The organism is Kitasatospora sp. NPDC038210 (assembly GCF_055600605.1).
In genome coordinates this window covers 135418-159508 of sequence record NZ_JBVJYK010000008.1, presented here as the reverse complement: position 1 = coordinate 159508, position 24091 = coordinate 135418, and the positions used below count along the sequence as shown (strand labels likewise).

The 24091-nt window shown below is 72.4% G+C and carries 23 protein-coding genes; 17 read left to right on the top strand and 6 right to left on the bottom strand.

What is annotated here, in order from left to right; all coding sequences use genetic code 11:
• The first annotated feature begins 29 nt into the window (after nt 1–29).
• Nucleotides 30–365, top strand: a complete 336-nt coding sequence (locus ACZ7KX_RS18755; protein WP_470327367.1) for a hypothetical protein — start codon at nt 30–32, stop codon at nt 363–365.
• 97 nt (nt 366–462) lie between these two features.
• Here ACZ7KX_RS18755 and ACZ7KX_RS18750 read toward each other — a convergent pair whose 3' ends face one another.
• The gene (locus ACZ7KX_RS18750; protein WP_470327366.1) at nt 463–1476 is read right to left on the bottom strand and encodes a COX15/CtaA family protein; all 1014 of its coding nucleotides are present in this window, start codon (nt 1474–1476) and stop codon (nt 463–465) included.
• A 185-nt stretch (nt 1477–1661) separates the two neighbouring features.
• Between ACZ7KX_RS18750 and ACZ7KX_RS18745 the strand changes: the two genes are divergently transcribed.
• Both ACZ7KX_RS18745 and ACZ7KX_RS18740 read left to right on the top strand, forming a co-directional pair.
• On the top strand, nt 1662–2984 hold the full coding sequence (locus ACZ7KX_RS18745; protein WP_470327365.1) for a choice-of-anchor A family protein: 1323 nt from the start codon (nt 1662–1664) through the stop codon (nt 2982–2984).
• A gap of 316 nt (nt 2985–3300) precedes the next feature.
• The gene (locus tag ACZ7KX_RS18740) at nt 3301–3990 is read left to right on the top strand and encodes an LAETG motif-containing sortase-dependent surface protein (protein WP_470327364.1); all 690 of its coding nucleotides are present in this window, start codon (nt 3301–3303) and stop codon (nt 3988–3990) included.
• A gap of 72 nt (nt 3991–4062) precedes the next feature.
• Here ACZ7KX_RS18740 and ACZ7KX_RS18735 read toward each other — a convergent pair whose 3' ends face one another.
• Nucleotides 4063–4833, bottom strand: coding sequence for an ABC transporter permease (locus ACZ7KX_RS18735; RefSeq protein WP_396546942.1), 771 nt, complete (start codon nt 4831–4833; stop codon nt 4063–4065).
• Nucleotides 4830–5756 (bottom strand): ABC transporter ATP-binding protein, encoded by a 927-nt coding sequence (locus ACZ7KX_RS18730; protein WP_470327363.1) that lies wholly within the window; start codon nt 5754–5756, stop codon nt 4830–4832. The genes ACZ7KX_RS18735 and ACZ7KX_RS18730 overlap by 4 nt, the downstream gene beginning before the upstream one ends.
• Nucleotides 5757–5920: 164 nt before the next feature.
• On the opposite strand from ACZ7KX_RS18730, the gene ACZ7KX_RS18725 reads away from it, so the two are divergent.
• From ACZ7KX_RS18725 to ACZ7KX_RS18685, 9 genes are all read left to right on the top strand, one after another.
• Nucleotides 5921–6763, top strand: a complete 843-nt coding sequence (locus tag ACZ7KX_RS18725; RefSeq protein WP_470327479.1) for a helix-turn-helix transcriptional regulator — start codon at nt 5921–5923, stop codon at nt 6761–6763.
• Nucleotides 6764–6772: 9 nt separating this feature from the next.
• Nucleotides 6773–8188 carry a Fe-S cluster assembly protein SufB gene (sufB, locus tag ACZ7KX_RS18720; RefSeq protein WP_470327362.1) on the top strand — a complete coding sequence of 472 codons (1416 nt, stop codon included), beginning with the start codon at nt 6773–6775 and terminating at the stop codon, nt 8186–8188.
• 57 nt (nt 8189–8245) lie between these two features.
• Entirely contained in the window at nt 8246–9475 is a 1230-nt protein-coding gene (gene sufD / locus ACZ7KX_RS18715; protein ID WP_470327361.1) for a Fe-S cluster assembly protein SufD, read from the top strand.
• 5 nt (nt 9476–9480) lie between these two features.
• Nucleotides 9481–9798 (top strand): bifunctional 3-phenylpropionate/cinnamic acid dioxygenase ferredoxin subunit, encoded by a 318-nt coding sequence (locus ACZ7KX_RS18710; protein ID WP_350521373.1) that lies wholly within the window; start codon nt 9481–9483, stop codon nt 9796–9798.
• A 6-nt stretch (nt 9799–9804) separates the two neighbouring features.
• Nucleotides 9805–10569, top strand: coding sequence for a Fe-S cluster assembly ATPase SufC (gene sufC, locus ACZ7KX_RS18705; RefSeq protein ID WP_196952639.1), 765 nt, complete (start codon nt 9805–9807; stop codon nt 10567–10569).
• Entirely contained in the window at nt 10566–11840 is a 1275-nt protein-coding gene (locus ACZ7KX_RS18700; protein ID WP_350521372.1) for a cysteine desulfurase, read from the top strand. Before sufC ends, ACZ7KX_RS18700 begins: the two co-directional genes overlap by 4 nt.
• 15 nt (nt 11841–11855) lie before the next feature.
• A complete protein-coding gene (sufU, locus tag ACZ7KX_RS18695; protein WP_350521371.1) occupies nt 11856–12308 on the top strand; it encodes a Fe-S cluster assembly sulfur transfer protein SufU in 453 nt (150 codons plus the stop codon).
• A gap of 22 nt (nt 12309–12330) precedes the next feature.
• Nucleotides 12331–12720, top strand: a complete 390-nt coding sequence (locus tag ACZ7KX_RS18690) for a metal-sulfur cluster assembly factor (protein WP_470327360.1) — start codon at nt 12331–12333, stop codon at nt 12718–12720.
• A gap of 125 nt (nt 12721–12845) precedes the next feature.
• Nucleotides 12846–13505 carry a Uma2 family endonuclease gene (locus ACZ7KX_RS18685; protein WP_470327359.1) on the top strand — a complete coding sequence of 220 codons (660 nt, stop codon included), beginning with the start codon at nt 12846–12848 and terminating at the stop codon, nt 13503–13505.
• A gap of 68 nt (nt 13506–13573) precedes the next feature.
• Here ACZ7KX_RS18685 and ACZ7KX_RS18680 read toward each other — a convergent pair whose 3' ends face one another.
• Nucleotides 13574–14908: an MFS transporter gene (locus ACZ7KX_RS18680; RefSeq protein ID WP_470327358.1), complete on the bottom strand. Its 1335-nt coding sequence runs from the start codon at nt 14906–14908 to the stop codon at nt 13574–13576.
• A 325-nt stretch (nt 14909–15233) separates the two neighbouring features.
• Between ACZ7KX_RS18680 and ACZ7KX_RS18675 the strand changes: the two genes are divergently transcribed.
• Entirely contained in the window at nt 15234–16841 is a 1608-nt protein-coding gene (locus ACZ7KX_RS18675; RefSeq protein ID WP_470327357.1) for a hypothetical protein, read from the top strand.
• Between the two features lie 24 nt (nt 16842–16865).
• On the opposite strand, the gene ACZ7KX_RS18670 is transcribed toward ACZ7KX_RS18675, so the two are convergent.
• The gene (locus tag ACZ7KX_RS18670) at nt 16866–17345 is read right to left on the bottom strand and encodes a VOC family protein (protein WP_470327356.1); all 480 of its coding nucleotides are present in this window, start codon (nt 17343–17345) and stop codon (nt 16866–16868) included.
• Between the two features lie 136 nt (nt 17346–17481).
• On the opposite strand from ACZ7KX_RS18670, the gene ACZ7KX_RS18665 reads away from it, so the two are divergent.
• Both ACZ7KX_RS18665 and ACZ7KX_RS18660 read left to right on the top strand, forming a co-directional pair.
• Nucleotides 17482–18672, top strand: a complete 1191-nt coding sequence (locus tag ACZ7KX_RS18665; RefSeq protein WP_470327355.1) for a hypothetical protein — start codon at nt 17482–17484, stop codon at nt 18670–18672.
• A 248-nt stretch (nt 18673–18920) separates the two neighbouring features.
• Nucleotides 18921–20411, top strand: a complete 1491-nt coding sequence (locus tag ACZ7KX_RS18660) for an alkaline phosphatase PhoX (protein ID WP_470327354.1) — start codon at nt 18921–18923, stop codon at nt 20409–20411.
• A 37-nt stretch (nt 20412–20448) separates the two neighbouring features.
• Here ACZ7KX_RS18660 and ACZ7KX_RS18655 read toward each other — a convergent pair whose 3' ends face one another.
• Nucleotides 20449–22050 carry a PucR family transcriptional regulator gene (locus tag ACZ7KX_RS18655; protein ID WP_350521361.1) on the bottom strand — a complete coding sequence of 534 codons (1602 nt, stop codon included), beginning with the start codon at nt 22048–22050 and terminating at the stop codon, nt 20449–20451.
• Nucleotides 22051–22195: 145 nt separating this feature from the next.
• Here ACZ7KX_RS18655 and ACZ7KX_RS18650 point away from each other — a divergent pair, with 145 nt between their 5' ends.
• Nucleotides 22196–22792, top strand: a complete 597-nt coding sequence (locus ACZ7KX_RS18650; protein WP_470327353.1) for a PadR family transcriptional regulator — start codon at nt 22196–22198, stop codon at nt 22790–22792.
• Nucleotides 22789–24087, top strand: a complete 1299-nt coding sequence (locus ACZ7KX_RS18645) for an FAD-dependent monooxygenase (protein WP_470327352.1) — start codon at nt 22789–22791, stop codon at nt 24085–24087. The genes ACZ7KX_RS18650 and ACZ7KX_RS18645 overlap by 4 nt, the downstream gene beginning before the upstream one ends.
• Nucleotides 24088–24091: the final 4 nt, after the last annotated feature.

The following is a 24091-nucleotide window of genomic DNA, read 5'->3' as shown; positions in this document are numbered from 1 at the left end:
GGGCGTGTACCGGTGGGTAGCATGCGGGCATGAGCAGCGCAGAGATTGCCACGGCCGCGCCGGACGCCCGCACCGAGCGCCGCGCCAAGCGCATCGCCAAGAACCTGACCAGCTTCGCCAAGCAGCACGGCGGCAGCGCCGACGCGGTCGTCGAGTACGTCGGCGCCGTGGCCACCCGGATCGTCGTGGTCGGCGCGGACGGCGCCTGGGGCGACCAGGTGGCCCCCAGCTACGCCGTCGGCCGCCGGGCCGCGGAGCTGGCCGGGCTGACCCTGCACGACGACTTCGAGGGCGAGCTGGGCCTCAAGGTCAAGACCGGCCCGTACGAGTGGAAGCGGATGGCCGGCATCCAGCTCGGCGGCTGACGCCCCGCTCGGACGACGCGAAGGCCCGGTTCCCCCCGCACGGGGGAACCGGGCCTTCGCGCTGTCCGGTGCCGTTCCGGTGTCGTTCCCGGCGGCCTCAGGCGGCCGCGGTCTGCGGGGTCCGGTCGGCCGGCTGCCCGGCGGGGGCCTCGTCCTCGCGGGTGCGCAGGGCGAGCGGGATGCGCAGTGCGGCGATCCAGGTCAGCGTGGCCAGGAACATGTGCAGGCCGACCATCAGCTCCGGGGCGTCGGTGAAGTACTGGACGAAGCCGAGCACGCCCTGGAGCAGCAGGACCGCGAGCAGTTCCCTGGCGCGGGCGCGGGCGGGCTGCGGTGCCTTGATCGCGGCGAAGACGAAGATCGCCGCGATGGCCAGGCCGACCGAGACGAAGGCGAAGTCGGCGTGGAACTGGGCGAGGCGGTCGTAGTCGATCGGGATCCGCGGGACGATCTTGTTGTCCTTGGGGGTGCCCGGGTGGTGGCCGGCGCCGGTCACCAGGGTGCCGGCCGCGACCAGCAGGCCGACCACCGTGACCAGGACGTAGGAGAGCTGGTGGATCGGCCGGGCCACCGACAGCTTCGCCGGGCCGTCGCCCTCCTTGCTGCGCTCCCACATCAGCAGTGCGACCCAGACCAGGGCCATCGCGGCGATCATGTGCAGTGCGACGGTGTAGGGGTTGAGGCCGGTCAGCACGGTGATGCCGCCGAGGACGGCGTTGCTCATCACCAGCCAGAACTGCGCCCAGCCGAGCTTGGTCAGGCTGCGCCGCCAGGGCGCGGCCGTCCCCCCGGCCGAGGGCCGGCGGTGGCAGCGGGCGGCCAGGATCGCCCAGCCGACGGCGGCGCTCAGCACGTAGGTGAGCATCCGGTTGGTGAACTCGACGATGCCGTGGAAGCCCATCTCGGCGGTGGGCGTCAGGCTCTCGTCGGTGCAGCGGGGCCAGGTCGTACAGCCGAGGCCGGAGGCGGTGAGCCGGACGGCGCCGCCGGTGACGACGATCACCACGCTCATCACCAGCGCGGCGAACGCGGCGCGCCGGACCATCGCGGCGGAGGGCTGCCAGCGCTCGGCGAGCAGGGAGAAGGGGGTGGTCTTAAGCACGACGTCCATGGTAGGTGGCTTTATGGGCGATCTTGGGGCGGGGCCGCCCCGCCACGTCCGGGGCCTGGAGGGACTGTTCGGGCAAAACGGTCAATGGTCTTGACCAATCGTGCGGATGGTCGAAAGAGTGTGGATTGGTCCATACCTTTTTCGGGCCACTCCCACTCCTCCCGCACGCAAGCGGAGACCTGTACATGCGCATATCCACGTCCGCCGCCGCGCTCGCGCTCGCGGTCGGCGGCTCGCTCGCACTGGCCGGCCTCGTCGCACCGGCCGCCCAGGCCGTCGGCGCCGACCAGGAGTGCCGCACCCTCGGGGTCGCCAACCTCTACGGCGAGTTCATCGAGGGCGACGACACCCACACCCCCGATGCCGAAGGCGCGGTCGCGGTCGGCGGCAACGCCGACTTCACCGGCGGCTTCTCGGTCGGCCAGGAGCTCACCGCCGCCGAGGTCGACGCGCTGCCCGGCAAGAACGCGCTGGTCGTGGCCGGCCGCATCACCGGCCACAACACCCAGGTGATGAAGGGCAACGGCGTCTACGGCTCCAAGGGCGACGGCGCAGTCGTCCAGGCCCACCGCGGCACTGTCGCCCAGGGCCCCTCGCCGATCGACTTCAAGGCCGAGTTCGCCGAACTGCGCGCCGCCTCGACCTCGCTGGCCGCCGTGCCGCAGACCGCCGGCGCCACCGTCCGGGCCGAGGGCGCCAAGCTGACCTTCACCGGCGGGGACGCCGCGTACAACGGCTTCACCGTCGACGCGGCGAGGCTGCAGGGCGCCAAGGACGTGTACCTCAAGGTGCCGGCCGGCTCGGTGACGGTGATCAACGTGACCGGCGGCTCGTACGACATGGCGGCGGCCGGGACGACCGGTTTCCACCTGTGGGACGCCGGCACGTCGGCCTTCGTCCTGGACGACAAGCTGCAGAGCGCTGCGGGCGGGGCGATCCGGGCCAAGCTGCTCTGGAACTTCCCGACCGCGACCAAGGTGGTCAAGAACAGCCAGGCCGCCTGGGCCGGCACGGTGCTCGCGCCGAACGCCGCCTTCGACCTCGGCAGCGGCGGCCCGGTCAACGGTTCGGTGATCGCGGCCTCGCTGACTGGCAAGGGCGGCGCCGAGACGCACCACTACCCCTTCACCGGCTGTCTGCCGGGCACCGTCCCGACGCCGACCGGCACGCCGACCGTGCCGCCGGTGGTGCCGAGCGGCTCGCCGTCGGCGACGCCGAGCGGTCCGGGCTCCCCGAGCGGGTCGGCGAGCCCGTCGGGCAGCCCGTCCGCGTCGACGAGCGGCAAGCCCGGTGCGAGCCCCTCGGCCGGTCCGTCGACCGGCGGTGCGACGGCCGTTCCGGTGTCCTCCGGTTCGCCGAGCCCGTCCGCCCGGGAGAGCGGCGGCGGCAACTTGGCGCACACCGGCTCCGGTCCCGTGCTCCCGCTGGCGATCGGCGGTGCCGTGGTGATCGCGGCCGGTGGCGCGATCGTGCTGGCCGTCCGGCGGAGGTCGGCCGGGAAGGCCTGACGGCCCGGGCGGACCGGCGGGTTCGCGGGCCGACCGAAGCGGCGCCCCCGGTGATCGACCCGGATCACCGGGGGCGCCGTTCCGTCCGAAAGATGACAACGTTCAGTCAAGTTTGGCGAATCCGCGGTCAGTGAGGCGGTGACTGTGATGGGCTGGCCTTGCACATCGGAGACTGGACGGACAGACGAAATTCGGTCGTACGCGGGGTGTGGCGGGATGCGGGAGTGCCGGTAGAGTCCCCCGGACAGCCGTAGCGGGCCACCGCGAACCATTCAACACGCCTGCTGCACAAGACCGTTCGGAGGGGAACAGCGTAATGGCGCGACAGCGGCGGCACATCGGGATCGGCGCGGCGGCACTGGCGGGCACGGCGGCGGCCGGTTTTCTACTGCCCCTGGCGCTGGCCACCAACGCCTCGGCGCACGTGCCGAGTTGGTCGGTGACCTGCGACAAGATCGTGATCGATCTGATCAACTACAGCCCCAAGGCCGACGTGAAGAACACCGTCAGCCTCACCATCGACGGCGACAAGGTCCTGGACAACAAGGCCTTCCCCGCCGAGTTCCACGGCACCTTCCCGGTGAAGGACCACACCGCCCCGATCAAGGCGAACCTGGTGGTCACCACCTCGGAGAACCCGAACGAGAAGGGGTGGAACATCAACGAGACCAAGACGATCGAGCCGTGCCACACCCCGACTCCGACCCCCACCCCCACCAAGACCCCCACCCCCACGCCGACGCCCACCGTGACCGCCACCGTGACGCCGACCGTGACCCCGACCCCCGCGCCGACGCCCACCGTGACGCCGACCGCGACCCCGTCGGCCACCCCGACCCCGAGCAAGACCCCCGCCCCGGCGCCCAGCACCAGCGCGCCGGTGCTCGCGCAGACCGGTAGCAGCGACGCGACGCCCATGATCGCGGCGGCCGGCGGCGGCGTGCTGCTGGTCGGCGGCGCGCTCGTGCTGCTCGCCCGCAAGCGCCGCGGCGGCAGCCAGGGCTGACGCACCGCGAGCCGAACGCACGACGCCCCCCGGCCTCCTGAGGCCGGGGGGCGTCGCGCGTCGCCGGGAGGATCACTCCCAGCGGAAGAAACGGGCGGCCGCGGCCAGGCCGAGCACGGCCCAGCCGGCCAGGATCCCGAGGTCCGCCCAGGGCACCCCGGCGCCGGTCTGCAGCACCGAGCGCAGGCCGTCCGAGAGCGCCGAGATCGGCAGCAGCTCCAGCACCGACCGCACGGCGTCGGGGAACCTGCTCAGCGGCACGATCACCCCGCCCGCGAGCAGCAGCAGGATGAACACCAGGTTGGCGGCGGCCAGCGTGGCCTCGGCCTTCAGGGTGCCCGCCATCAGCAGGCCGAGCCCGGAGAAGGCGGCGGTGCCGAGGACCAGCAGCGCGGCCACGCTGAACGGGTCGCCGTGCGGGGACCAGCCGAGCGCCAGCGCGATCACCGTCAGCAGCGCGACCTGCAGCGCCTCGGTGACCAGCACGCAGCCGGTCTTGGCGGTCAGCAGCGCCCAGCGCGGGAGCGGGCTCGCGCCGAGCCGCTTCAGCACGCCGTAGCGGCGCTCGAAGCCGGTCGCGATGGCCTGCCCGGTGAACGCCGTCGACATCACGGCCAGCGCGAGCAGGCCGGGGGCCAGGAAGTCGACCCGCTTGCCCGGGCCCTCCACCGCGACGATGTCCACCGCGGAGAACAGCACCAGCAGCACGGTGGGGATGACCACGGTGAGCAGCAGCTGCTCACCGTTGCGCAGCAGCATCCGGGTCTCGAACGCGGTCTGCGCGAGCAGCATCCGGCCGACCGGCGCTGCGCCCGGCTTCGGGGCGTAATCGGTGGCACTCACGATCGGAGCTCCCGTCCGGTCAGGTCGAGGAAGACGTCTTCGAGGCTGCGGCGCTGCACGGACAGCCGCTCGGGCAGGACGCCGGAGGCCGCGCACCAGCCGGTCACGGTGGCCACCAGCTGGGGGTCGACGGGCGCCTCGACCCGGTAGTTGCCGGGGGCGGTCTCGACGGCGGTGGCGCCCTCGGGCAGCTCCTTGAGCAGCGGGCCGAGGTCGAGCCCGGGCGGGCCGTCGAAGCGCAGGGCGCTCTCGGCGTCGCCGCGGCACAGCTCCTCGGTGGTGCCGTCGGCGATCACCCGGCCGCGGTCCACGATCGCGACGCGGTCGGCGAGCTGCTCGGCCTCGTCCATGTGGTGGGTGGTGACGACCACCGTGACGCCGTCCCGGCGGAGGTCGCGGACCAGCTCCCAGGTGGCGCGGCGGGCCTGCGGGTCGAGGCCGGCGGTGGGCTCGTCCAGGAAGACCAGCTCGGGGCGGCCGACCACGGCCATGGCCAGGGCGAGCCGCTGCTGCTGGCCGCCGGACAGCCGCCGGTAGGTGGTCCGGCCGCAGGAGCCGAGGCCGAGGCGCTCGACCAGCGCGTCCACGTCCAGCGGGTGGGCGTGCAGCTTGGCGGTGTGCCGCAGCATCTCGACGGCGCGGGCACCCGCGTACACACCGCCGGACTGCAGCATGACGCCGATCCGGGGGCGCAGCGCGGCGTTCTGGGCGACCGGGTCGAGGCCGAGCACGCGGACGGTGCCGGCGTCGGGGCGGCGGTAGCCCTCGCAGGTCTCGATGGTGGTGGTCTTGCCGGCGCCGTTGGGGCCGAGGACGGCGGTGATCGCGCCGCGTGCGATGGTGAGGTCGAGGCCGTCCACCGCGGGCTTGTCGCCGTAGCGCTTGACCAGCCCGGCGATCTGGACCGCGGGTTCGGAGTGCATACCGGCGAGTGTAAGAGGCGCTCACGAACCGGCCGTACGGCGGCCTCGATGATCGTTTCGGCTGGTCAGGTAAGGCTTGCCTGCGTGATCGATGACACCGGTGAGGCATGGATCACGGCTTGTCCCGACGGAAGTAATTACGCAACACTGGTGTTGTGAAAAACATGCGCGAGCACGCCCAGCAGCAGGAGGCCGAGTCGGCCTCCCACTGCGACGTGCCCGTGACGGCGGCCGAGGTGCTGCTGGAGGGCCACCGCGCCACCCGGGACCGGGTCGCCCGGTCGATCCTGGACCACGGCCCGTCCTCCGCCGCCGACCTCGCGAGCCGGCTCGGCCTCACCGCCGCCGCCGTGCGCCGCCACCTGGACGGACTCACCGCCGCCGGCCTGGTCGAGTCCCGCGAGCAGCGGGTCTACGGCAGCCGCGGCCGGGGCCGCCCGGCCAAGGTCTTCGCCCTCACCGACGGCGGCCGGGACGCCTTCTACCAGGCGTACGACCAGCTCGCCGCCGACGCCCTGCGCTGGATCTCGGACTCGGTGGGCGGCGGCAAGGCGGGCGAGGAGGCCGTCGCGGCCTTCGCCCGGGCCCGTTTCGGCAAGCAGGGCGAGAAGTACCTGGAGGCGTTGGGCCGGGCCGGGGCGGGGGAGCGCACCGAGGCGCTCGCCCAGGCGCTCAGTGCCGACGGGTACGCTGCCACGGTGCGGCGTGTCCCGTCGGCCGCGGCGAAGGCCCCGGCGGGCGCCCAGCTCTGCCAGCACCACTGCCCGGTCGCGCACATCGCCGAGCAGTTCCCGCAGCTCTGCGAGGCGGAGACCGAGGTCTTCTCCCAGCTCCTGGGCACCCATGTGCAACGGCTGGCCACCATCGCCCACGGCGACGGGGTCTGCACCACCTATGTGCCGGCACCCGGTGCCGCATCGTCGCCCGCCCGGGGTTCCGCGGGCCGCGGCTCCGATGCAGTGCCGACTGCCGGTACGTCCACCGAAGATTCTGCGTCCGCGCGTTAGGAAGCTCGCATGACTGACACCGTTTCGCACCCGGAGCTTGAGGGCCTGGGCAACTACGAGTACGGCTGGGCCGACCCGGACGCCGCCGGCGCCGTTGCCAAGCGCGGGCTCAGCGAGGAGGTCGTGCGCGACATCTCCGCGAAGAAGAGCGAGTCCGAGTGGATGCTGAACCTCCGGCTCAAGGGCCTGAAGCTGTTCGGCAAGAAGCCCATGCCGACCTGGGGCTCCGACCTCACCGGCATCGACTTCGACAACATCAAGTACTTCGTCCGCTCCACCGAGAAGCAGGCCGAGTCCTGGGAGGACCTGCCGGCGGACATCAAGGCCACCTACGACAAGCTCGGCATCCCGGAGGCGGAGAAGCAGCGCCTGGTCGCCGGTGTCGCCGCCCAGTACGAGTCCGAGGTCGTCTACCACCAGATCCGCGAGGACCTGGAGGAGCAGGGCGTCATCTTCCTGGACACCGACACCGCGCTGCGCGAGCACCCGGAGCTGTTCAAGGAGTACTTCGGCACCGTCATCCCGGCCGGTGACAACAAGTTCGCCGCGCTGAACACCGCGGTGTGGTCCGGCGGCTCGTTCATCTACGTGCCGAAGGGCGTGCACGTCGACATCCCGCTGCAGGCCTACTTCCGGATCAACACCGAGAACATGGGCCAGTTCGAGCGGACGCTGATCATCGTCGACGAGGACGCCTACGTCCACTACGTCGAGGGCTGCACCGCGCCGATCTACTCCTCCGACTCGCTGCACTCCGCGGTCGTGGAGATCATCGTCAAGAAGGGCGGCCGCTGCCGCTACACGACCATCCAGAACTGGTCGAACAACGTCTACAACCTGGTCACCAAGCGCGCCGTGGCGTACGAGGGCGCGACCATGGAGTGGATCGACGGCAACATCGGCTCCAAGGTCACCATGAAGTACCCGGCCGTCTACCTGATGGGCGAGCACGCCAAGGGCGAGACCCTGTCGATCGCCTTCGCGGGCGAGGGCCAGCACCAGGACGCCGGCGCCAAGATGGTGCACATGGCGCCGAACACCTCGTCGCACATCGTCTCCAAGTCGGTGGCGCGCGGCGGCGGCCGCACCTCCTACCGCGGTCTGATCGAGATCGGCGAGGGCGCGCACGGCGCCAAGTCCAACGTGCTGTGCGACGCGCTGCTGGTCGACACCGTCTCCCGCTCGGACACCTACCCGTACGTGGACGTCCGCGAGGACGACGTGTCCATGGGCCACGAGGCGACCGTCTCCAAGGTCAGCGAGGACCAGCTGTTCTACCTGATGAGCCGCGGTCTGACCGAGACCGAGGCCATGGCGATGATCGTCCGCGGCTTCGTCGAGCCGATCGCGCGCGAGCTGCCGATGGAGTACGCGCTGGAGCTCAACCGGCTGATCGAGCTGCAGATGGAGGGCGCGGTCGGCTGACGTCCAGCCGCCACCGCCGTCCACCGATTTCCGAGGAAGAGAGCACTACGAACAGCCATGGCTGAGCAGAACACCACCGGCTCCACCACCGCCGGGTCGATCGAGGTCGGCACCGCCGGCGCGGGCGCGCGGCTCGCCGGCCCCGGCACCGGCCGGGCCACGGTCCAGCAGCCGATCGACGCGCGCGTCGCGGTCAAGCCGTCCTTCGACGTGAACGACTTCCCGGTGCCGCACGGCCGCGAGGAGGACTGGCGGTTCACCCCGCTGCACCGCCTCGGCGGGCTGCACGACGGGACCGCCGCCCAGGCCGAGAAGGGCGAGGACAAGGTCGAGTTCACGCTGCCGGACGGGGTCACCGCCGAGACCGTCGGCCGCGACGACGCCCGCCTGGGCAAGGCCGGTACGCCGGTGGACCGGGTCGCCGCGCAGGCGTTCAGCGCCTTCGAGCAGGCCCTGGTGGTCACCGTCCCCAAGGACGCGGTGCTGACCGAGCCGGTCAGGATCGACGTGCGCGGCGAGGGCGGCGTCCGCTTCGCCCACGTGGTGATCGACGTCAAGCCGTTCGCCGAGGCCGTCGTGGTGCTCAACCACGCGGGCACCGGCACCCGGGCCGCCAACGTCGAGCTGCTGGTCGGCGACGGCGCCAAGCTCACCTTCGTCTCCGTCCAGGACTGGGAGCGCGACGCCGTCCACGTCGCCCAGCACAACGCGCTGGTCGGCCGGGACGCCACGTACAAGTCCGTGGTCGTGACCTTCGGCGGCGACCTGGTCCGCCTGCACCCGCGGGTCAACTACGCGGGCCCCGGCGGCGAGGCCGAGCTGTTCGGCCTCTACTTCGCCGACGCCGGCCAGCACCTGGAGCACCGCCTGGTGATCGACCACGACACGCCGCACTGCCGGTCGAACGTGGCGTACAAGGGCGCGCTGCAGGGCCAGGACGCGCACGCGGTCTGGGTCGGCGACGTGCTGATCCGCGCCGCCGCGCTCGGCACCGACACCTACGAGCTCAACCGGAACCTGGTGCTCACCGACGGCGCCCGGGTCGACTCGATCCCGAACCTGGAGATCGAGACCGGCGAGATCGTCGGCGCCGGCCACGCCTCGGCGACCGGCCGCTTCGACGACGAGCAGCTGTTCTACCTGCAGGCCCGCGGCATCCCGGCGGACGAGGCCCGCCGCCTGGTGGTCCGCGGCTTCTTCGCCGAGCTGCTCCAGCAGATCGGCGTGGCCGAGGTCCAGGAACAGCTCATGGAGAAGATCGACGCAGAGCTGGAAGCGGCGGTCTGAACGCGATGACCTTCCTCCGTGCCTGCGCGCTGAGCGACCTCCAGGAGGACGTGCCCAAGCGCGTGGACCTCAACGGCGTGCCGGTCTCCGTCGTCCGCACCGACGAGGGGGTGTTCGCCGTGAACGACATCTGCTCGCACGCGAACGTCTCGCTCTCCGAGGGCGAGGTCGAGGACTGCATGATCGAGTGCTGGCTGCACGGCTCCAGCTTCGACCTGCGCACCGGCAAGCCCTCCGGCCTGCCCGCCACCAAGCCGGTCGCTGTCTACCCCGTAAAGATCGAAGGGGACGATGTGCTCGTCTCCGTCAACCAGGAGTCCTGAGTACACATGGCAACCCTTGAAATCCGCGACCTGCACGTCTCCGTCGAGGCCGAGAACGGCCCGCGCGAGATCCTGAAGGGCGTCGACCTGACCGTGAAGCAGGGCGAGACCCACGCCATCATGGGTCCCAACGGCTCCGGCAAGTCCACCCTGGCCTACTCGCTGGCCGGCCACCCCAAGTACACCGTCACCGGCGGCTCGGTGCTGCTGGACGGCGAGGACGTCCTGGAGATGTCCGTCGACGAGCGGGCCAAGGCCGGTGTCTTCCTGGCCATGCAGTACCCGGTCGAGGTCCCCGGTGTCTCGGTCAGCAACTTCCTGCGCACCGCCGCCACCGCCGTCCGCGGCGAGGCCCCGAAGCTGCGGCTGTGGGTGAAGGAGGTCAAGGAGGCGATGGCCGCCCTCCAGATGGACCCGGCCTTCGCCGAGCGCAACGTCAACGAGGGCTTCTCCGGCGGCGAGAAGAAGCGCCACGAGATCCTCCAGCTGGAGCTGCTCAAGCCGAAGATCGCGATCCTCGACGAGACCGACTCCGGCCTGGACGTCGACGCGCTGCGCATCGTCTCCGAGGGCATCAACCGGGTCCGCTCGACCGGCGAGGTCGGCACCCTCCTGGTGACCCACTACACCCGCATCCTGCGGTACATCCAGCCCGACTACGTCCACGTCTTCGCGGGCGGCCGCATCGTCGAGTCCGGCGGCGCCGAGCTGGCCGACAAGCTGGAGAACGAGGGCTACGAGGCGTACGTGAAGGGGGGCGCATCCGAGTGACGCATGCCCATGAGCGTTCGGGCCTGCCGGGTCTGCTCGACACCGACGCGATCCGCAAGGACTTCCCGGTCCTGCAGCGGCTGCTGCACGACGAGAAGCCGCTGGTCTACCTGGACAACGCGGCGACCTCGCAGAAGCCGCGCCAGGTGCTGGAAGCGCTGACCGCCTACTACGAGCGGCACAACGCCAACGTCCACCGCGGCGTGCACGTGCTCGCCGAAGAGGCCACCGCGCTGTACGAGGGCGCCCGGGACAAGGTCGCGGCGTTCGTCAACGCGCCGAGCCGCAACGAGGTGATCTTCACCAAGAACGCCTCGGAGTCGCTCAACCTCGTGGCCAACATGCTCGGTTGGGCCGACGAGCCGTACAAGGTGGACGCCGACTCCGAGATCGTCATCACGGAGATGGAGCACCACTCCAACATTGTCCCGTGGCAGCTGCTCTCGCAGCGCACCGGCGCGAAGCTGAAGTGGTTCGGGCTCACCGACGAGGGCCGGCTCGACCTGTCGAACATCGACGAGCTGATCACCGAGAAGACCAAGGTGGTCTCCTTCACCCTGGTCTCCAACCTGCTCGGCACCGTGAACCCGGTCGAGACGATCGTCCGCAAGGCCCAGTCGGTCGGCGCGCTGGTCGTCATCGACGCCTCGCAGGCCGCGCCGCACATGGTGCTGGACGTGCAGGCGCTGGAGGCCGACTTCGTCGCCTTCACCGGCCACAAGATGCTGGCCCCGACCGGCATCGGCGTGCTCTGGGGCCGCCAGGAGCTGCTGGAGGACCTCCCGCCGTTCCTCGGCGGCGGCGAGATGATCGAGACCGTCACCATGGGCTCGTCCACCTACGCCCCGGCGCCGCACAAGTTCGAGGCCGGCACCCCGCCGATCGCCCAGGCGGTCGGGCTCGGCGCGGCCATCGACTACCTGCAGGGCGTCGGCATGGAGAAGATCGCGGCGCACGAGCACGCGATCACCGCGTACGCCGTCGAGCGGCTGCTGGAGGTCCCCGACCTGCGGATCATCGGCCCGCGCACGGCCGTGGACCGCGGTGCGGCGATCTCCTTCACCCTCGGTGACATCCACCCGCACGACGTGGGTCAGGTGCTGGACGAGCAGGGCATCGCCGTGCGCGTCGGCCACCACTGCGCGCGGCCGGTCTGCCTCCGGTACGGAATTCCGGCGACCACGCGGGCGTCGTTCTACCTGTACTCGACGCCGGGCGAGGTCGACGCGCTGATCGACGGCCTGCACCACGTCCGGAACTTCTTCGGCTGACGGGACGCGCAGGACATGAAGCTCGACTCGATGTACCAGGACATCATCCTGGACCACTACCGCAACCCCCACGGCAAGGGGCTGCGGGACGGCGACGCCGAGGTCCACCACGTCAACCCGACGTGCGGCGACGAGATCACCCTGCGGGTGAAGCTCGACGGCGCGACCGTCGCCGACGTCTCGTACGAGTCCCAGGGCTGTTCGATCAGCCAGGCGAGCGCCTCGGTGCTCAACGACCTGGTGGTCGGCAAGAGCGTGGGCGAGGCGCAGGCGGTCCAGGAGGCCTTCCTGGAGCTGATGCAGAGCAAGGGCCAGGGCGAGGGCGACGAGGAGGTGCTGGAGGACGCGGTCGCGTTCGCCGGCGTCTCCAAGTACCCGGCCCGGGTCAAGTGCGCCCTGCTCAGCTGGATGGCCTGGAAGGACGCCACCGCTCAGGCGCTCGCCCAGCACCCCGCCGTGAACGACTGATCCCGCAGAGGAGGACAGAACCATGAGTGACGAGAGCACCACTGACGCCACGGCCTCCGCTGCGGAGGAGCAGACCGGCATCATCGTCGGCACCACCGCCGGCACCGTCTCGGTCGAGGACCTGACCGAGGCCCTGATGGACGTCGTCGACCCCGAGCTGGGCATCGACGTCGTCAACCTGGGCCTGATCTACGGCATCCACATCGACGAGTCCGACGTGGCCACCATCGACATGACGCTCACGTCGGCGGCCTGCCCGCTGACCGACGTCATCGAGGACCAGGCGAAGACCGCCACCGACGGCCTGGTGAAGGACCTGCGCATCAACTGGGTCTGGATGCCGCCGTGGGGCCCCGACAAGATCACCGACGACGGCCGCGAGCAGCTCCGCGCCCTCGGCTTCAACGTCTGACGGACGGGCCATTCGTCAACCTGCTGCCGCGCAAACCTCTCCTTCGAGGGAAAGGTTTGTGCGGCAGTGGTATATCTGCCAGCGGGCGGCCAGGCCGGTGCCGCGACCTCGGAGGGAGCGAAGTCATGTCGGTGGTTGCGTTCGCGCAGTTGCTTCTGCCTGACTCGCCGTACGCCATGTGGGTCCGGGGAGAACTGGAGGAGTACCTCCGGCTCCCGGACGACGGCACGCGGGTGGAAGTGGTCGGAGGGGAGATCGTCGTGTCACCGGCGCCTGTGTATGCCCGTGGTGGGATCCTCTCGGATGTTCAGCGGGGATTCGAGCGTGCTTGGTTCGAGGACGCGGCCTTTCCTTGGCGGGTCGTCCAGACCGTCAACCTGGATCTGGTCGAGATCGGGGACGGTTACATCCCCGACATGGTGGTGGTCAGCAAGGACACCGACACGGAGAAGCGCGCCGAGGACGTCCTGCACCTGCACCCGCACGACCTGGAGCTGGTGGTCGAGGTGACCTCGTCCTCCGATGCCCGCCACGACCGGCGTCCGATGTTCGGCCGCCAGGTCAAGCCCACCAAGTGGAGTGGCTACGCCCGCGTCGGTGTGCCGTACCACCTGCTGGTGGACCGTGATCCGCGGCAGCCCGGCGTCACGCTGTTCGGTGAGCCGAACCGGGGCGAGGGGACGTACGAGGTGCTGGGCGAGTGGAAGTTCGGCGAGTCCGTCCGACTGCCGGAGCCGTTCGGCGTCGAGGTCGGCACGGATGCCTGGAAGGCGTGGGGCGCGTAGGTCCGGTACGAACGCCGCTGCCCGGGACTTCGGAGGAAGTCCCGGGCAGCGGCGTTCGTCGTACGGGGTCAGGCGGTGTGCCGGGGCTTGCGGGCGACGGCCACTGCCAGCGCGGCGCAGAGGACGGCGGCGACGGTGGCGAAGCCGCTGACGGCGGGCAGGAGGCCGTACTGCTGGACGAGGGCGCCGACGGCGATGATGGGGGCGGAGCTGCCGAGGTAGACGATGATCCACAGGGCGCTCAGCTCGGAGCCGCGGCGTTCCGGGTTCATGGCGGCCACGGCCGTGGTGAACAGGGAGCGGAAGGCCACGCCCTGGCAGATGCCGCCGAGGACGCTGCCGATGAACAGCAGTGCCGGGGTGCCGGTGTACCCGGCGGCGACGACCAGGCCGAGGCCGGTGGCCAGGCCGGTCATGCCGAGGGCGATCACCGTGCGGTCGGCGGTCGGCGGGACGACGAGCTGGGCGGCGGCCGAGGAGCCGAGCAGCAGGGCGGCCACGATCGCGCCGGTCAGGTGCGAGGGCGTGTGCAGCAGCTTCGCCGAGAAGGCCGGGGCGAGGGCCAGGTAGACGCCGAAGACGCCGTACGAGATGAAGCCGGCGCCGGCGGCGAGCAGGAACTCGCGGCGGCCGGTGCGCGGCAGTCGCAGGCGCTGCGGGCGCAGGTGGGCCGGGGTGGTGATCCGCGGCGGGGAGGCCGGCGGGCGGTTGCGGCCGGGCATCCGGGGGTGGACCAGCGCCAGCGGCACGCAGAGCGCGAGGAGCGCGATGGCGTGCAGCAGGAACGGCGTCAGCAGCGGGTCGGCGCCGTCGGCCAGCAGGGAGCCGACGATGGGGCCGAGCGCGACGCCGCCGGCGGAGCAGGCCAGGGTGAGCTTGGCGGCCAGCGTCGGGTGGTCGGGCAGCAGGTCGCCGAGGGCGGCCCCGGCGGCGCCGGTGGACAGGCCCACGGCGATGCCCTGGACCGCCCGGCCGGCCGCGAGCTGCCAGAAGCTGCCGGAGGTGGCGAAGACGACGTCGCCGGCGGCGGCCAGGGCGACGGCGGGCAGGATCAGGGCCCGGCGGCCGAGGTGGTCGGACCAGTGGCCGACGACGGCCAGCACCGGGACCAGCGCGAAGACGTAGATCGTGAAGAGGATCGTGGTGTCGAGCGGGCCGAGTCCGAGGCGCTGCTGGAGGAGCGGGTAGATCGGCGTCGCCAGGTTGGCACCGATCAGCATCAGCAGCAGGGCGGCGGCCACCAGGCCGACGCGGACTCCGCGCATCGCGTTCCAGCGGCTGATCGCGGAGAGCTGGAGCTGGGCGCGCGGCGCGAGCTCCAGGGGAAGCAGGGCCTCCGACAGTCGGCGTCCGTCGAGCTGCGCGGTGCGCAGGCCGGAGCCGGCGGGGGAGAGGTCCGCCATGTGAGGGGTCTCCTGTGGCAGGGCACCACCGGGGTCGGCGGGGTATGCCGGCGCGCCCGTCCTGAGGCGCTGTGGTGGTGGCCGCGGTGCGGGGCTCCCTGGTGGAGCGGATGAGCTGAGAGAGGGGGCTTCGTTGCCCGGCGGCCCGCGCGGGGTGTGCACGGTACCAATGCGAAGGATAAGGGGTGGGCGCGTGGATGCGGCGCGCGCCCCTGCGTGCGCCCCTTGCGGCCGGGCATCGGGGGTGCCACACCTATACGCTGAGGTGGTAGATCGGTACGCGGAGCTGTTTGGGCTGACCGCTGGCTGAGGGAGAGCGCAAACGATGGCCGGACGACGTCGGAAGAACGCCGGGGCTACAGGGGGAGAGGGAGCTGCCGAGGCGGTCCTGCCCGCCGACATGGAGCTGCAGGACCTCTACGGGGCGTTCGCCGCGCACGGTCTGGACGACGAGGACCTGGACGACGCGGCCGTCCTGGTGCCGCCCGTCAAGCTGCCCGCCGAGGAGGAGCTGGCCGGGCAGGCGAAGGCCGTCCCGATGTTCGGGTACGCGCTGACGCTGGCCCGCTGGGCGGCCCCGCACCGGGCGGTGGACGAGTTCGGCGACCTGGTCGAGGAGGACCGCGCCCCCGCCGCGCGGCTGCTGGGCCTGGCCCCGGCCGAGGGCGAGGTGCCGGAGGAGGCCGAGGTCGAGGCGCTGCGCGCCTGGTCGCTGGCCTGCGACCTGGACCTGGTGGAGCTCGGCACGACCGCGGAGGGCGAGCACGTCGCCGTCCCCGGGCCGGACCTGGAGCCCGCCGAGCAGGGCGATCCGGAGACCGTCCTGGAGCTGTGGCTGACCGCTGCCGGGATCGTCCGGGAGCTGGCGGTGGAGGCGGACTCGATGCCGGAGGAGGGCACCGAGGAGGCGGCGGCAGAGGAGGACGAGGACGGCCTGAACGAGGTCGAGGAGGCCCGGGACGAGGCCGCCGAGCTGCTGGACGAGGCGCTGCAGGTGCTCTACGAGACCACCGCCTTCGCCGACCCCGGCAACGAGACCGTGCCGCTGGGCGTGCTGGCCGCGCTGCTGGTGGTGCCGGAGGGCGAGGAGCCGAGCGAGGAGCTGCTGGGCGACATCACCGACGTGATGGTCGCGCTGGACCCGATGCTGGGCGACCTGGCCGAGCTGGGCCTGCTGGAGTACCGCCCGATCGACCCGGAGCTGTTCGACGAGGAGGAGGGCGAGGAGCCCGCCGTCGTCGGCGAGGAGCCGCTGGACGAGGAGGAGTCGGCCCGCTTCGGCCTGGTCCGGCTCACCCCGCTCGGCCAGTACGGCATCCGGCAGTGGCTGCTGGAGGACGGCTACGACGCGCCGCTGGTCGGCGAGCTGGCGCAGGGCGACGCGGCCGAGCTGCTGCGCGCGGTGTGCGAGTCGGCCAACGTGCTGCCGGAGGAGGAGCTGCGGGTGTGGACCGCCGGCCGGGAGCCGGTGGCGGCGGCGCGCGAGCTGCTCGCGGCGGCGCGCGGCGACGACGCGTACGGGCCGCTGCGGCGGATGCTCTGCGTCTCCGCGCTCGACCTGCTGGGGCCGGGCGCCGAACCGGCCGTCCGGGAGGTGCTGGACGACCCGGAGCTGGGCGGTGCGGCGCGGGCCTGGCTGACCGCGCAGGGCGCGACGGACGTGCCGGTGCCGACCCGGGCGATGACGCTGTGGACGGTGGTCGACACCTTCGCCGCCCAGCTGCTGGACAGCGGCGGCGACGCCGCGCTGCTGCGCGAACTGGTCGCCGACCTGCCGGTGAAGGGCGATACGGCGACCTGGTTCGGCGAGCTGTGGCGGGTCGACCACCCGTACACGGCGGACGTCCTGGAGGCGATCGGGGAACTGCACCTGGACCGGGCGGTGGCCAAGGAGGCGCGCAAGGCGGCCTTCAAGGCCCGTTCGAGGAACTGAGGGGCCCGGAGCGGACCCGGGGGTCTACTCCGGGAGGTCCAGCGAGCCGTCCTCGGTGAAGGGGAAGAACGGGTTGTGGGCGAGCTCCCAGAGGTGGCCGTCCGGGTCCTCGAAGTAGCCGGAGTAGCCGCCCCAGCTCGTCGGGACCGGCGCCTTGACCACCACGGCGCCGGCCTCGACGGCGGTCCTCATCGCGGCGTCCACCAGCGCGGGGGACTCCAGGTTCACCGCGAGGGTGACGCCGCGGAAGGACGGCTCGCCGGTGGCGGGGATGCCCGCGTCGGCCGCCAGCTCGTCGGTGGGGAAGAGGCCGAGCGCCGAGTCGGCGGTGCGGAACCAGACGATCTCCGGGCTGGAGGCGGTGGAGCGCCGCCAGCCGAGGTCTTCGTAGAAGCGGGCGCTGCGATCGAGGTCGGAGACGCCGAGGGTGACGATGCTGATCCTGGCGGGGAAGCCGTCCGGTGCCGGGCCGGCGCCCGCGGTGGTGCTGCTCTGTGCTGTCATGCGGCCAGGTTAGGGAGGACGGCTGACAACCGGGCGCCCTGACACGGCCACCACCCCCGTCCGGCAGTCGGGCTGATGACCCGGCAGCTGCGGGCACGTAAGGTGGCGTCAGCGGTGCGGGCGCGAGGAGTCGGGGGTGCGGCACAGGATGGTGCGGGAGAGCGGCGGCAGGCCCCAGGAGTGGAACACCGGGCCCTCGGGCCGCGCCCCGGTCCCGGACCGGTCGGGCCCGGAGGGCCGCTTCGCCGACCAGGAGGACTTCTCCCGCCGGACCCTCGCCGCGGTCGACTTCCCGGTGTACGGCGTGGCCTCCGGCCCGGGCCGCACCGGCGAGGCACTGGCCGCCTTCGAGACCTCCGGCGGCGTGCTGCGCTGGGTCGAGGTGCTGTGCGGCGACTGGCGTTCGGCGGCGGGCCCGTACGTGACGGTGCGGACGTACCGTCCGGGCGCCGAGGGGTGCGAGCCGCTGCCCGAGCTGGAGGACGTGGTCGAGGACGAACGGGACCGCGTCTACGAGCAGTTGGGCGTCGACGAGGGCGACGGGCCGGGCCGGGTGCGGGCGCTGCGCGCGTGGATCACGGTCGACGGCGAGCCGCGCGCCCTGGAGGTGCACGAGGACCGGCCGGTGCTGCGGCCGGGGGCCGCGGCGGAGGAGGGGCCCGGGGCGGTGTGGGCCGGGCGGCTGCGGATCGGCGGGCTGACCGTGACGGTCTGCGGGCGCGGGGTGGACCCGGGCGGGGTGGAGCTCGGCGGGATCGGCGACTTCGAGCGGTACCTGAGCGGGCGCACCGACCTGCTGCGCGACCTCGCCTCCCGGCGGGCCCGGTACGTGCCGGTCGAGGAGCGCGAACTGCCGCCCGTCGTCGGACTGGAGGCGCACCGGTCGCTGATCGCGCAGAGCATCGCCGAGACCGCCGCGATCGAGGCGCAGGTCCGGGCCGGGCGCACGCCGCGGCTGCCGCGCGGGCTGCGCGGGGACGCCTGCGCGGTGCGCTGGGAGGCGGCGGTGCGCCAGCAGATGCGGCTGGCCACCGAGACCCGGGAGGAGGCCGCGGCGGCGGTGACCTCGATGGTCAACCACCTCAACCGGCTGTCCCGGCAGACGCACTGGCTGGTGGGCACGGCGGAGGGGGAGGCGGCCGTCGAGGAGGTCGTCCGGTACACGGTGTTCGCGAGCGAGGTGGCGAGCCTGCCCGCGCAGCGGGCCTGGGCGCAGCTGTGGCGGGAGCGGCCCGCCGGGGGAGGGGCCGGGGTGTGGGAGGAGCACCGGCTGGCCGAGCAGCTGTGGCTGGCGGCCTGGGAGCAGTGGCGGGCGGCGCGGCGCTGAGCCCGGCGGGCCGGGGCCGGGAGTGCCGTGGAGCCGGGTCGGGAGTGCCGTCCGACCGCCGGGAGTGCCGTGACGGCGGGCGGCTCCTGACGATGCCTTGGCAAAGCGGAGGTCATGCGAAGGTCATCGGTCGGCAAATGGCCGCCCGGATGTGAGGTGGGCGTCATGCCGGGTTCACCCGCCCGGCGGAGCCTGCTGGGCGTCGGCATCCCGCCCCGACGCCCGCTCATCCTTCAGGAGTTGCTGCCATGTCGCTGTCCCGCCGGGACTTCGTCAACCGTTCCACCCTCGTCGGGGCCGGCGTGCTGATCGCCGGCAGCGCCGAGGCCCTGGCCAGTGCCCCCGGTGCGATCGCCGCCCCGGCCGGCGGCGAGGCTCCGGCCGCGGCGGCCGCCGGGACCAACGCGGCCGGTGGCACCGCCGTCGGCTACGGCCCGCTGGCGCAGGACCCGGCCGGACTGCTGTCCCTGCCGAAGGGCTTCTCGTACAAGGTCCTGAACCGGGCCGGCGTCACCAAGCTGCGCACCGGCGAGTTCACCCCGAGCAACCACGACGGCACCTCCGCCTTCGAGGACGAGCACGGCGGCAACTTCATGGTCGTCAACCACGAACTCTCCGGCGCCCGCGCCAACTGGCCGCACCCGGTGCCGCTGACCGAGGGCCACGTCTACGACCCGGGCGCGGCCGGCGGCTGCACCATCGTGCACGCCAAGCGGGACGGCTCGGTCGAGCAGTGGGTCGGCATCGCCGGCACCGCCACCAACTGCGCGGGCGGCGTGACCCCGTGGGGCACCTGGCTGTCCGGCGAGGAGACCGAGGACAAGGCCGGCAAGAACGGCTTCACCAAGGACCACGGCTACATCTTCGAGGTCGACCCGTTCGACGACGACTACAACCGGGACCCGCAGCCGGTGAAGGCCTTCGGCCGCTACGCGCACGAGGCCGTCGTCGTGGACCCGAAGCGCGGCCAGGTCTACCTGACCGAGGACGCCTCGAACCCGAACGGCCTGCTGTTCCGCTGGACCCCGCCGGCCGGCTTCGAGCACGGCCGCTACCAGCTGCGCAAGCTGGCCGCCGACGCCGGCGTGCTGGAGGCCTTCAAGGTCTTCGACGCGCAGGGCAAGTTCGTCGACGACCTCTCCCGCGCCACCAAGGTCGGCACCACCTACGGCGTGGACTGGGTCAAGGTCCAGGACCGCGACGCCACGACCGTCTCCGTCCGCAAGCAGTTCAAGGACGGCGAGGTCACCCGCGCCCGCAAGCTGGAGGGCATGTGGTGGGGTGACGGCGGCTTCTACTTCGTCTCCAGCTTCGCCCGCTCGGAGAGCCCGCTGCAGCACGACGGCCAGGTGTGGTTCTACAACCCGGCCCGCCGCACCATCACGCTGAAGGTCCTGCTGGGCGTCAACACCGACGTCTGGGGCGACCACGACAACTTCGACGGCCCGGACAACATCACCGTCTCGCCGTACGGCGGCATCGTGATCTGCGAGGACGGCGAGGGCGTGTCGCACCTGTTCGGCGCCACCGAGGACGGGCTGGTCTACCCGATCGCCCGCAACGAGCTGAACATCGGCACCGCCGAGAAGCCCGAGTTCAGCGAGTTCACCGGGGTGACCTTCTCGGACGACGGCAAGACCCTGTTCGCCAACATCCAGACCCCGGGCATCCAGCTGGCCATCACCGGCCCGTGGCGCCGGCTGAACGAGCACAAGCGCGGTCAGGGCTACGGCGAGTGACGCACCGTCCGTCCTGACCCCATCGGCTGCCCGTGGACTACTCGTCCGCGGGCAGCCGCAGTTGCAGCATCGCCAGCAGCCGCTGCTGCGGCTGGGCGAGGTCGATGCCGGTCAACTGCTCGGCGCGGCGCACCCGGTAGCGCAGGGTGTTGGGGTGGATGTGCAGGGCGTCCGCGGCCACCCGGACCTCGCCGAGCGCGTCCAGCCAGGCCAGCACCGACTCGGCCAGCCGGGTGCCGTGCCGGCGGTCGTACTCGGTGAGCGCGGTGAGCCGCGGGTCGCGCAGGCCGGTGCGCTCCTGCAGCAGCGCGACCATCTCGCTGACCAGCACCTCCGCCTGGACGTCGATCAGTGCCGCGACGTCGAGGTCCACGCCGCCGCGGCCCATCGCGTCCAGGATGCGGTCCGCCTGCGCGCGGGAGTCGGGCACCTGGGCCAGGCCGTCGACGGTCGCGCCGATCGCCGCGCGCAGCGTGACACCGAGGTGCTCCCGGGCCGCCGTCACCACCTCGGAGGCCCAGCCGCGCACGGTCGTCATCGGCAGGCCCGGCGGCAGCTCCGGCAGCAGCACGTACACCCGGGACTCGATCGGGGCGAGCAGCGCGGTGCGGTGCCGGGCGGCGGTGTGCACCGAGATCAGGCCGGTGACGTCGGAGCGGTGCAGCGCCTCGGTGGTGTGCGCGCCGTACGCCAGCACGGTGGCCGGGCGGCGCAGGTCCAGGCCGAGGTGGGTGGCGAGCGACTGGGGGCCGGTGGAGCCCTCCAGCAGGCCGGTGAGCAGCGTCTGGGTCAGCCGGACGTCGGCGGACAGCTCCCGGCGGCGGCGCACCAGCTGGGCGGCCGCGACGCGGGCGGCGCCGACCAGCGCCTGCTCGGCCAGCGGGGCCAGCGGCTGCGCGCCCTCCTGCACCCAGATGGTGCCGAGCGGCTGCGCCCCGGCCCGGATGCCGACGGCCAGGCGGCGGCGCAGGCCGAGCTCGGGGTGCGGCTCGACCGCGATCGGGGCGTCCGAGCTGCGCAGGTGCTGGAAGATGCCCCACTCGCGGAGCTTGGACAGGTACGGCTCCGGGCCCTGCCAGCCGAGGATGGAGAGCCGGCGCAGGTCGTCGACCTCGTCGGAGTCGGAGGAGCGGGAGTAGGCCAGCACCCGGCTTGAGGTGTCCTCGATCGAGACGATGCCGTTGGTGAGCACGGCGACGGTCTGGGCGAGGGAGAAGAGGTCGCCCGCGTTGGGCTCGGGGGAGCCGGGCGCGTCCGGCGCGTCCGGGCCGGCGATGATCGCCCGGGCCAGCGAGTCGAGGTGCTCCCAGCGGGTCTCCCGGCGCACCGACAGCAGGGCCACGCCCGCGTCGGTGGCGGCCTCGCGCAGCGCGTCGGCCTGGCCGGGGCCGTCCAGCTTGACCGCGACGGCGGCCGCACCGGCTCGGCCGGCCGCGCGCAGGGCGGGGAGGGCGGCGCGGCCGCGGGCGCCGATCGCGAGGACGAGTTCGCCGGGGGAGGCGGTCGGCGGGTCCTCCGGGTCGAGGATCGCGACGTCGCGCACCGGGACGTCCAGGCCCAGCGGGGCGGCCTGCAGTTCGACCAGGGGTTCGCCGAGGGACATCAGCAGCTGACGGAGCGGCAGGCCGGGTGTGCTCACTCAGGCCTCCTTCATCCGCTCGGACAATGCCGTGTGGTTGATTTTAGCCGGACGGACAGAGTCGTGGTTCGTCGATCCTGAATAGTTGACTCTGACTATCCGAGAATGGATAGTCAGTACTGACCAAGTGATGAGGAACGTTCTCATGGCGAAGCGACGCAAGGTGTCGAACCCGCTGGCCCTCGCGGTCCTGGCCGAACTCGGAGCCGAGCCGATGCACCCGTACGAGATGGGGCGACGGCTCAAGGAGCACGGCAAGGACCGCAACATCAAGTACAACCGCAGCTCGCTCTACATGGTCGTGGAGCAACTGCGGAAGGCCGGGTTCGTCGCCGAGCAGGAGACCGTCCGCGACACCCAGCGGCCGGAGCGCACCGTCTACGCCCTCACCCCCGAGGGCCGGACGGAGCTCCTCGACTGGATGCGCGAATGGATCGCCGAACCGCAGGAGGAGTACCCGGCCTTCGGGGTCGCCCTCTGCCTGCTCGTGGTGCTCCCGACCGAGGAATCGGCCGACCTGCTCGGCCGGCGGCTGGAGGCGCTGGACGCGCGGATCGACGACTCGCGCGCCCAGCTGCGCAAGGCCGTCGAGATGCACGTCCACCCGATGTTCGTCGTCGAGGAGGAGTACGCCCTCGCGTTGCTGGAGGCCGAGCGCCGCTACACCGAGAACCTCATCGGACAGATCGGGGAGTCGGACTTCAACCGGACCCTGCAGGAATTCATGAGGAGCCTGGAATGAGCACCACCGGCACCACCGGCAACACAGGGACCACCAGGAAGGCGCTGGTCATCGGCGGCGGCATCGCCGGACCGGTGATGGCGCTGGCACTGCGCAAGGCCGGCATCGAGCCGGTCGTCTTCGAGGCGTACGGCAGCTCCGCCGAGGGCGTCGGCGGCACCTTCATGATCGCCCCCAACGGGCTCGGCGCCCTGGCCCTCGTCGGGCTGGAGGAGGAGGTCGGCCGGATCGGGCAACCCGTCGGGCCGATGGTGATCGAGGACGGCAAGGGCGGCGTGCTGGCCGAGTTCTCCGGCCTCGCCGACCTGCCGCGCGGCCGGCTGATGCGCCGCGCCGAGCTCTACGAGGTGTTGCAGCGGCGGCTGCAGGAGGCCGGCGTCGAGGTGCAGTGGGGCAAGCGGCTGGTCGGCGCCGAGGAGGGCGCCGACGGGGTCACCGCCCGGTTCGCCGACGGCAGCACCGCCACCGGCGACCTGCTGATCGGCACCGACGGCACCCGCTCCACCGTCCGCACCCTGATCGACCCGGCCGCGCCCGCCGCGCAGTACACCGGACTGCTCGGCGTCGGCGGCTACAGCTCCCACCGGCTGCCCGGCCGGGCCGGACGCGGCGAGTCCGTCCACTTCGCCAACGGCGCCCGCGCCTTCTTCGGCTACTGGGGCCTGGCCGACGGCAGCGGCACCGCCTGGTTCAGCAACATCCCGCAGCCCGAACCGCTGGCCCCCGAGGAGGCCCGCGCCGCCGGCATGGCGGAGTGGCTGCGCCGCTGCCGCGAGCTGCACTCCGACGACGTGCCCGCCCGCGAGGTGCTGCGGATGGCGGACGTGGAGACCATGGACGTGTTCCCCCGGCTGGAGATCATGCCGTCCGTACCGCGCTGGTACCGCGGCCGGATGGTCCTCGTCGGGGACTCGGTGCACGCCCCGTCCAACAGCTCGGGCCAGGGCGTCTCGCTGGCGGTCGAGAGCGCCGTCGAACTCGCCCGCTGCCTGCGCGACCTGCCCGACCACACCGCCGCCTTCGCCGCGTACGAGGCGCTGCGCCGGCCCCGGGTCGAGAAGATCGCCGCCGACGCGGCCCGCACCAACAGCCAGAAGGCCTCAGGGGCGGTCGGGCGGATGATGTTCCGGCTGGTCGCTCCGATCGCGATGCGGACCTTCATGAGCCCCGAGAAGATGCTCCGGCCGGTGCACGGCTACCGGATCGACTGGGACCGTCGGGTGGCCCCGGTCGCCCTGGACGGCACGGGTGCGGGCGCGACGGGTCGTCACGGGCGGGACGAGCGCGCGGCCTGACGGG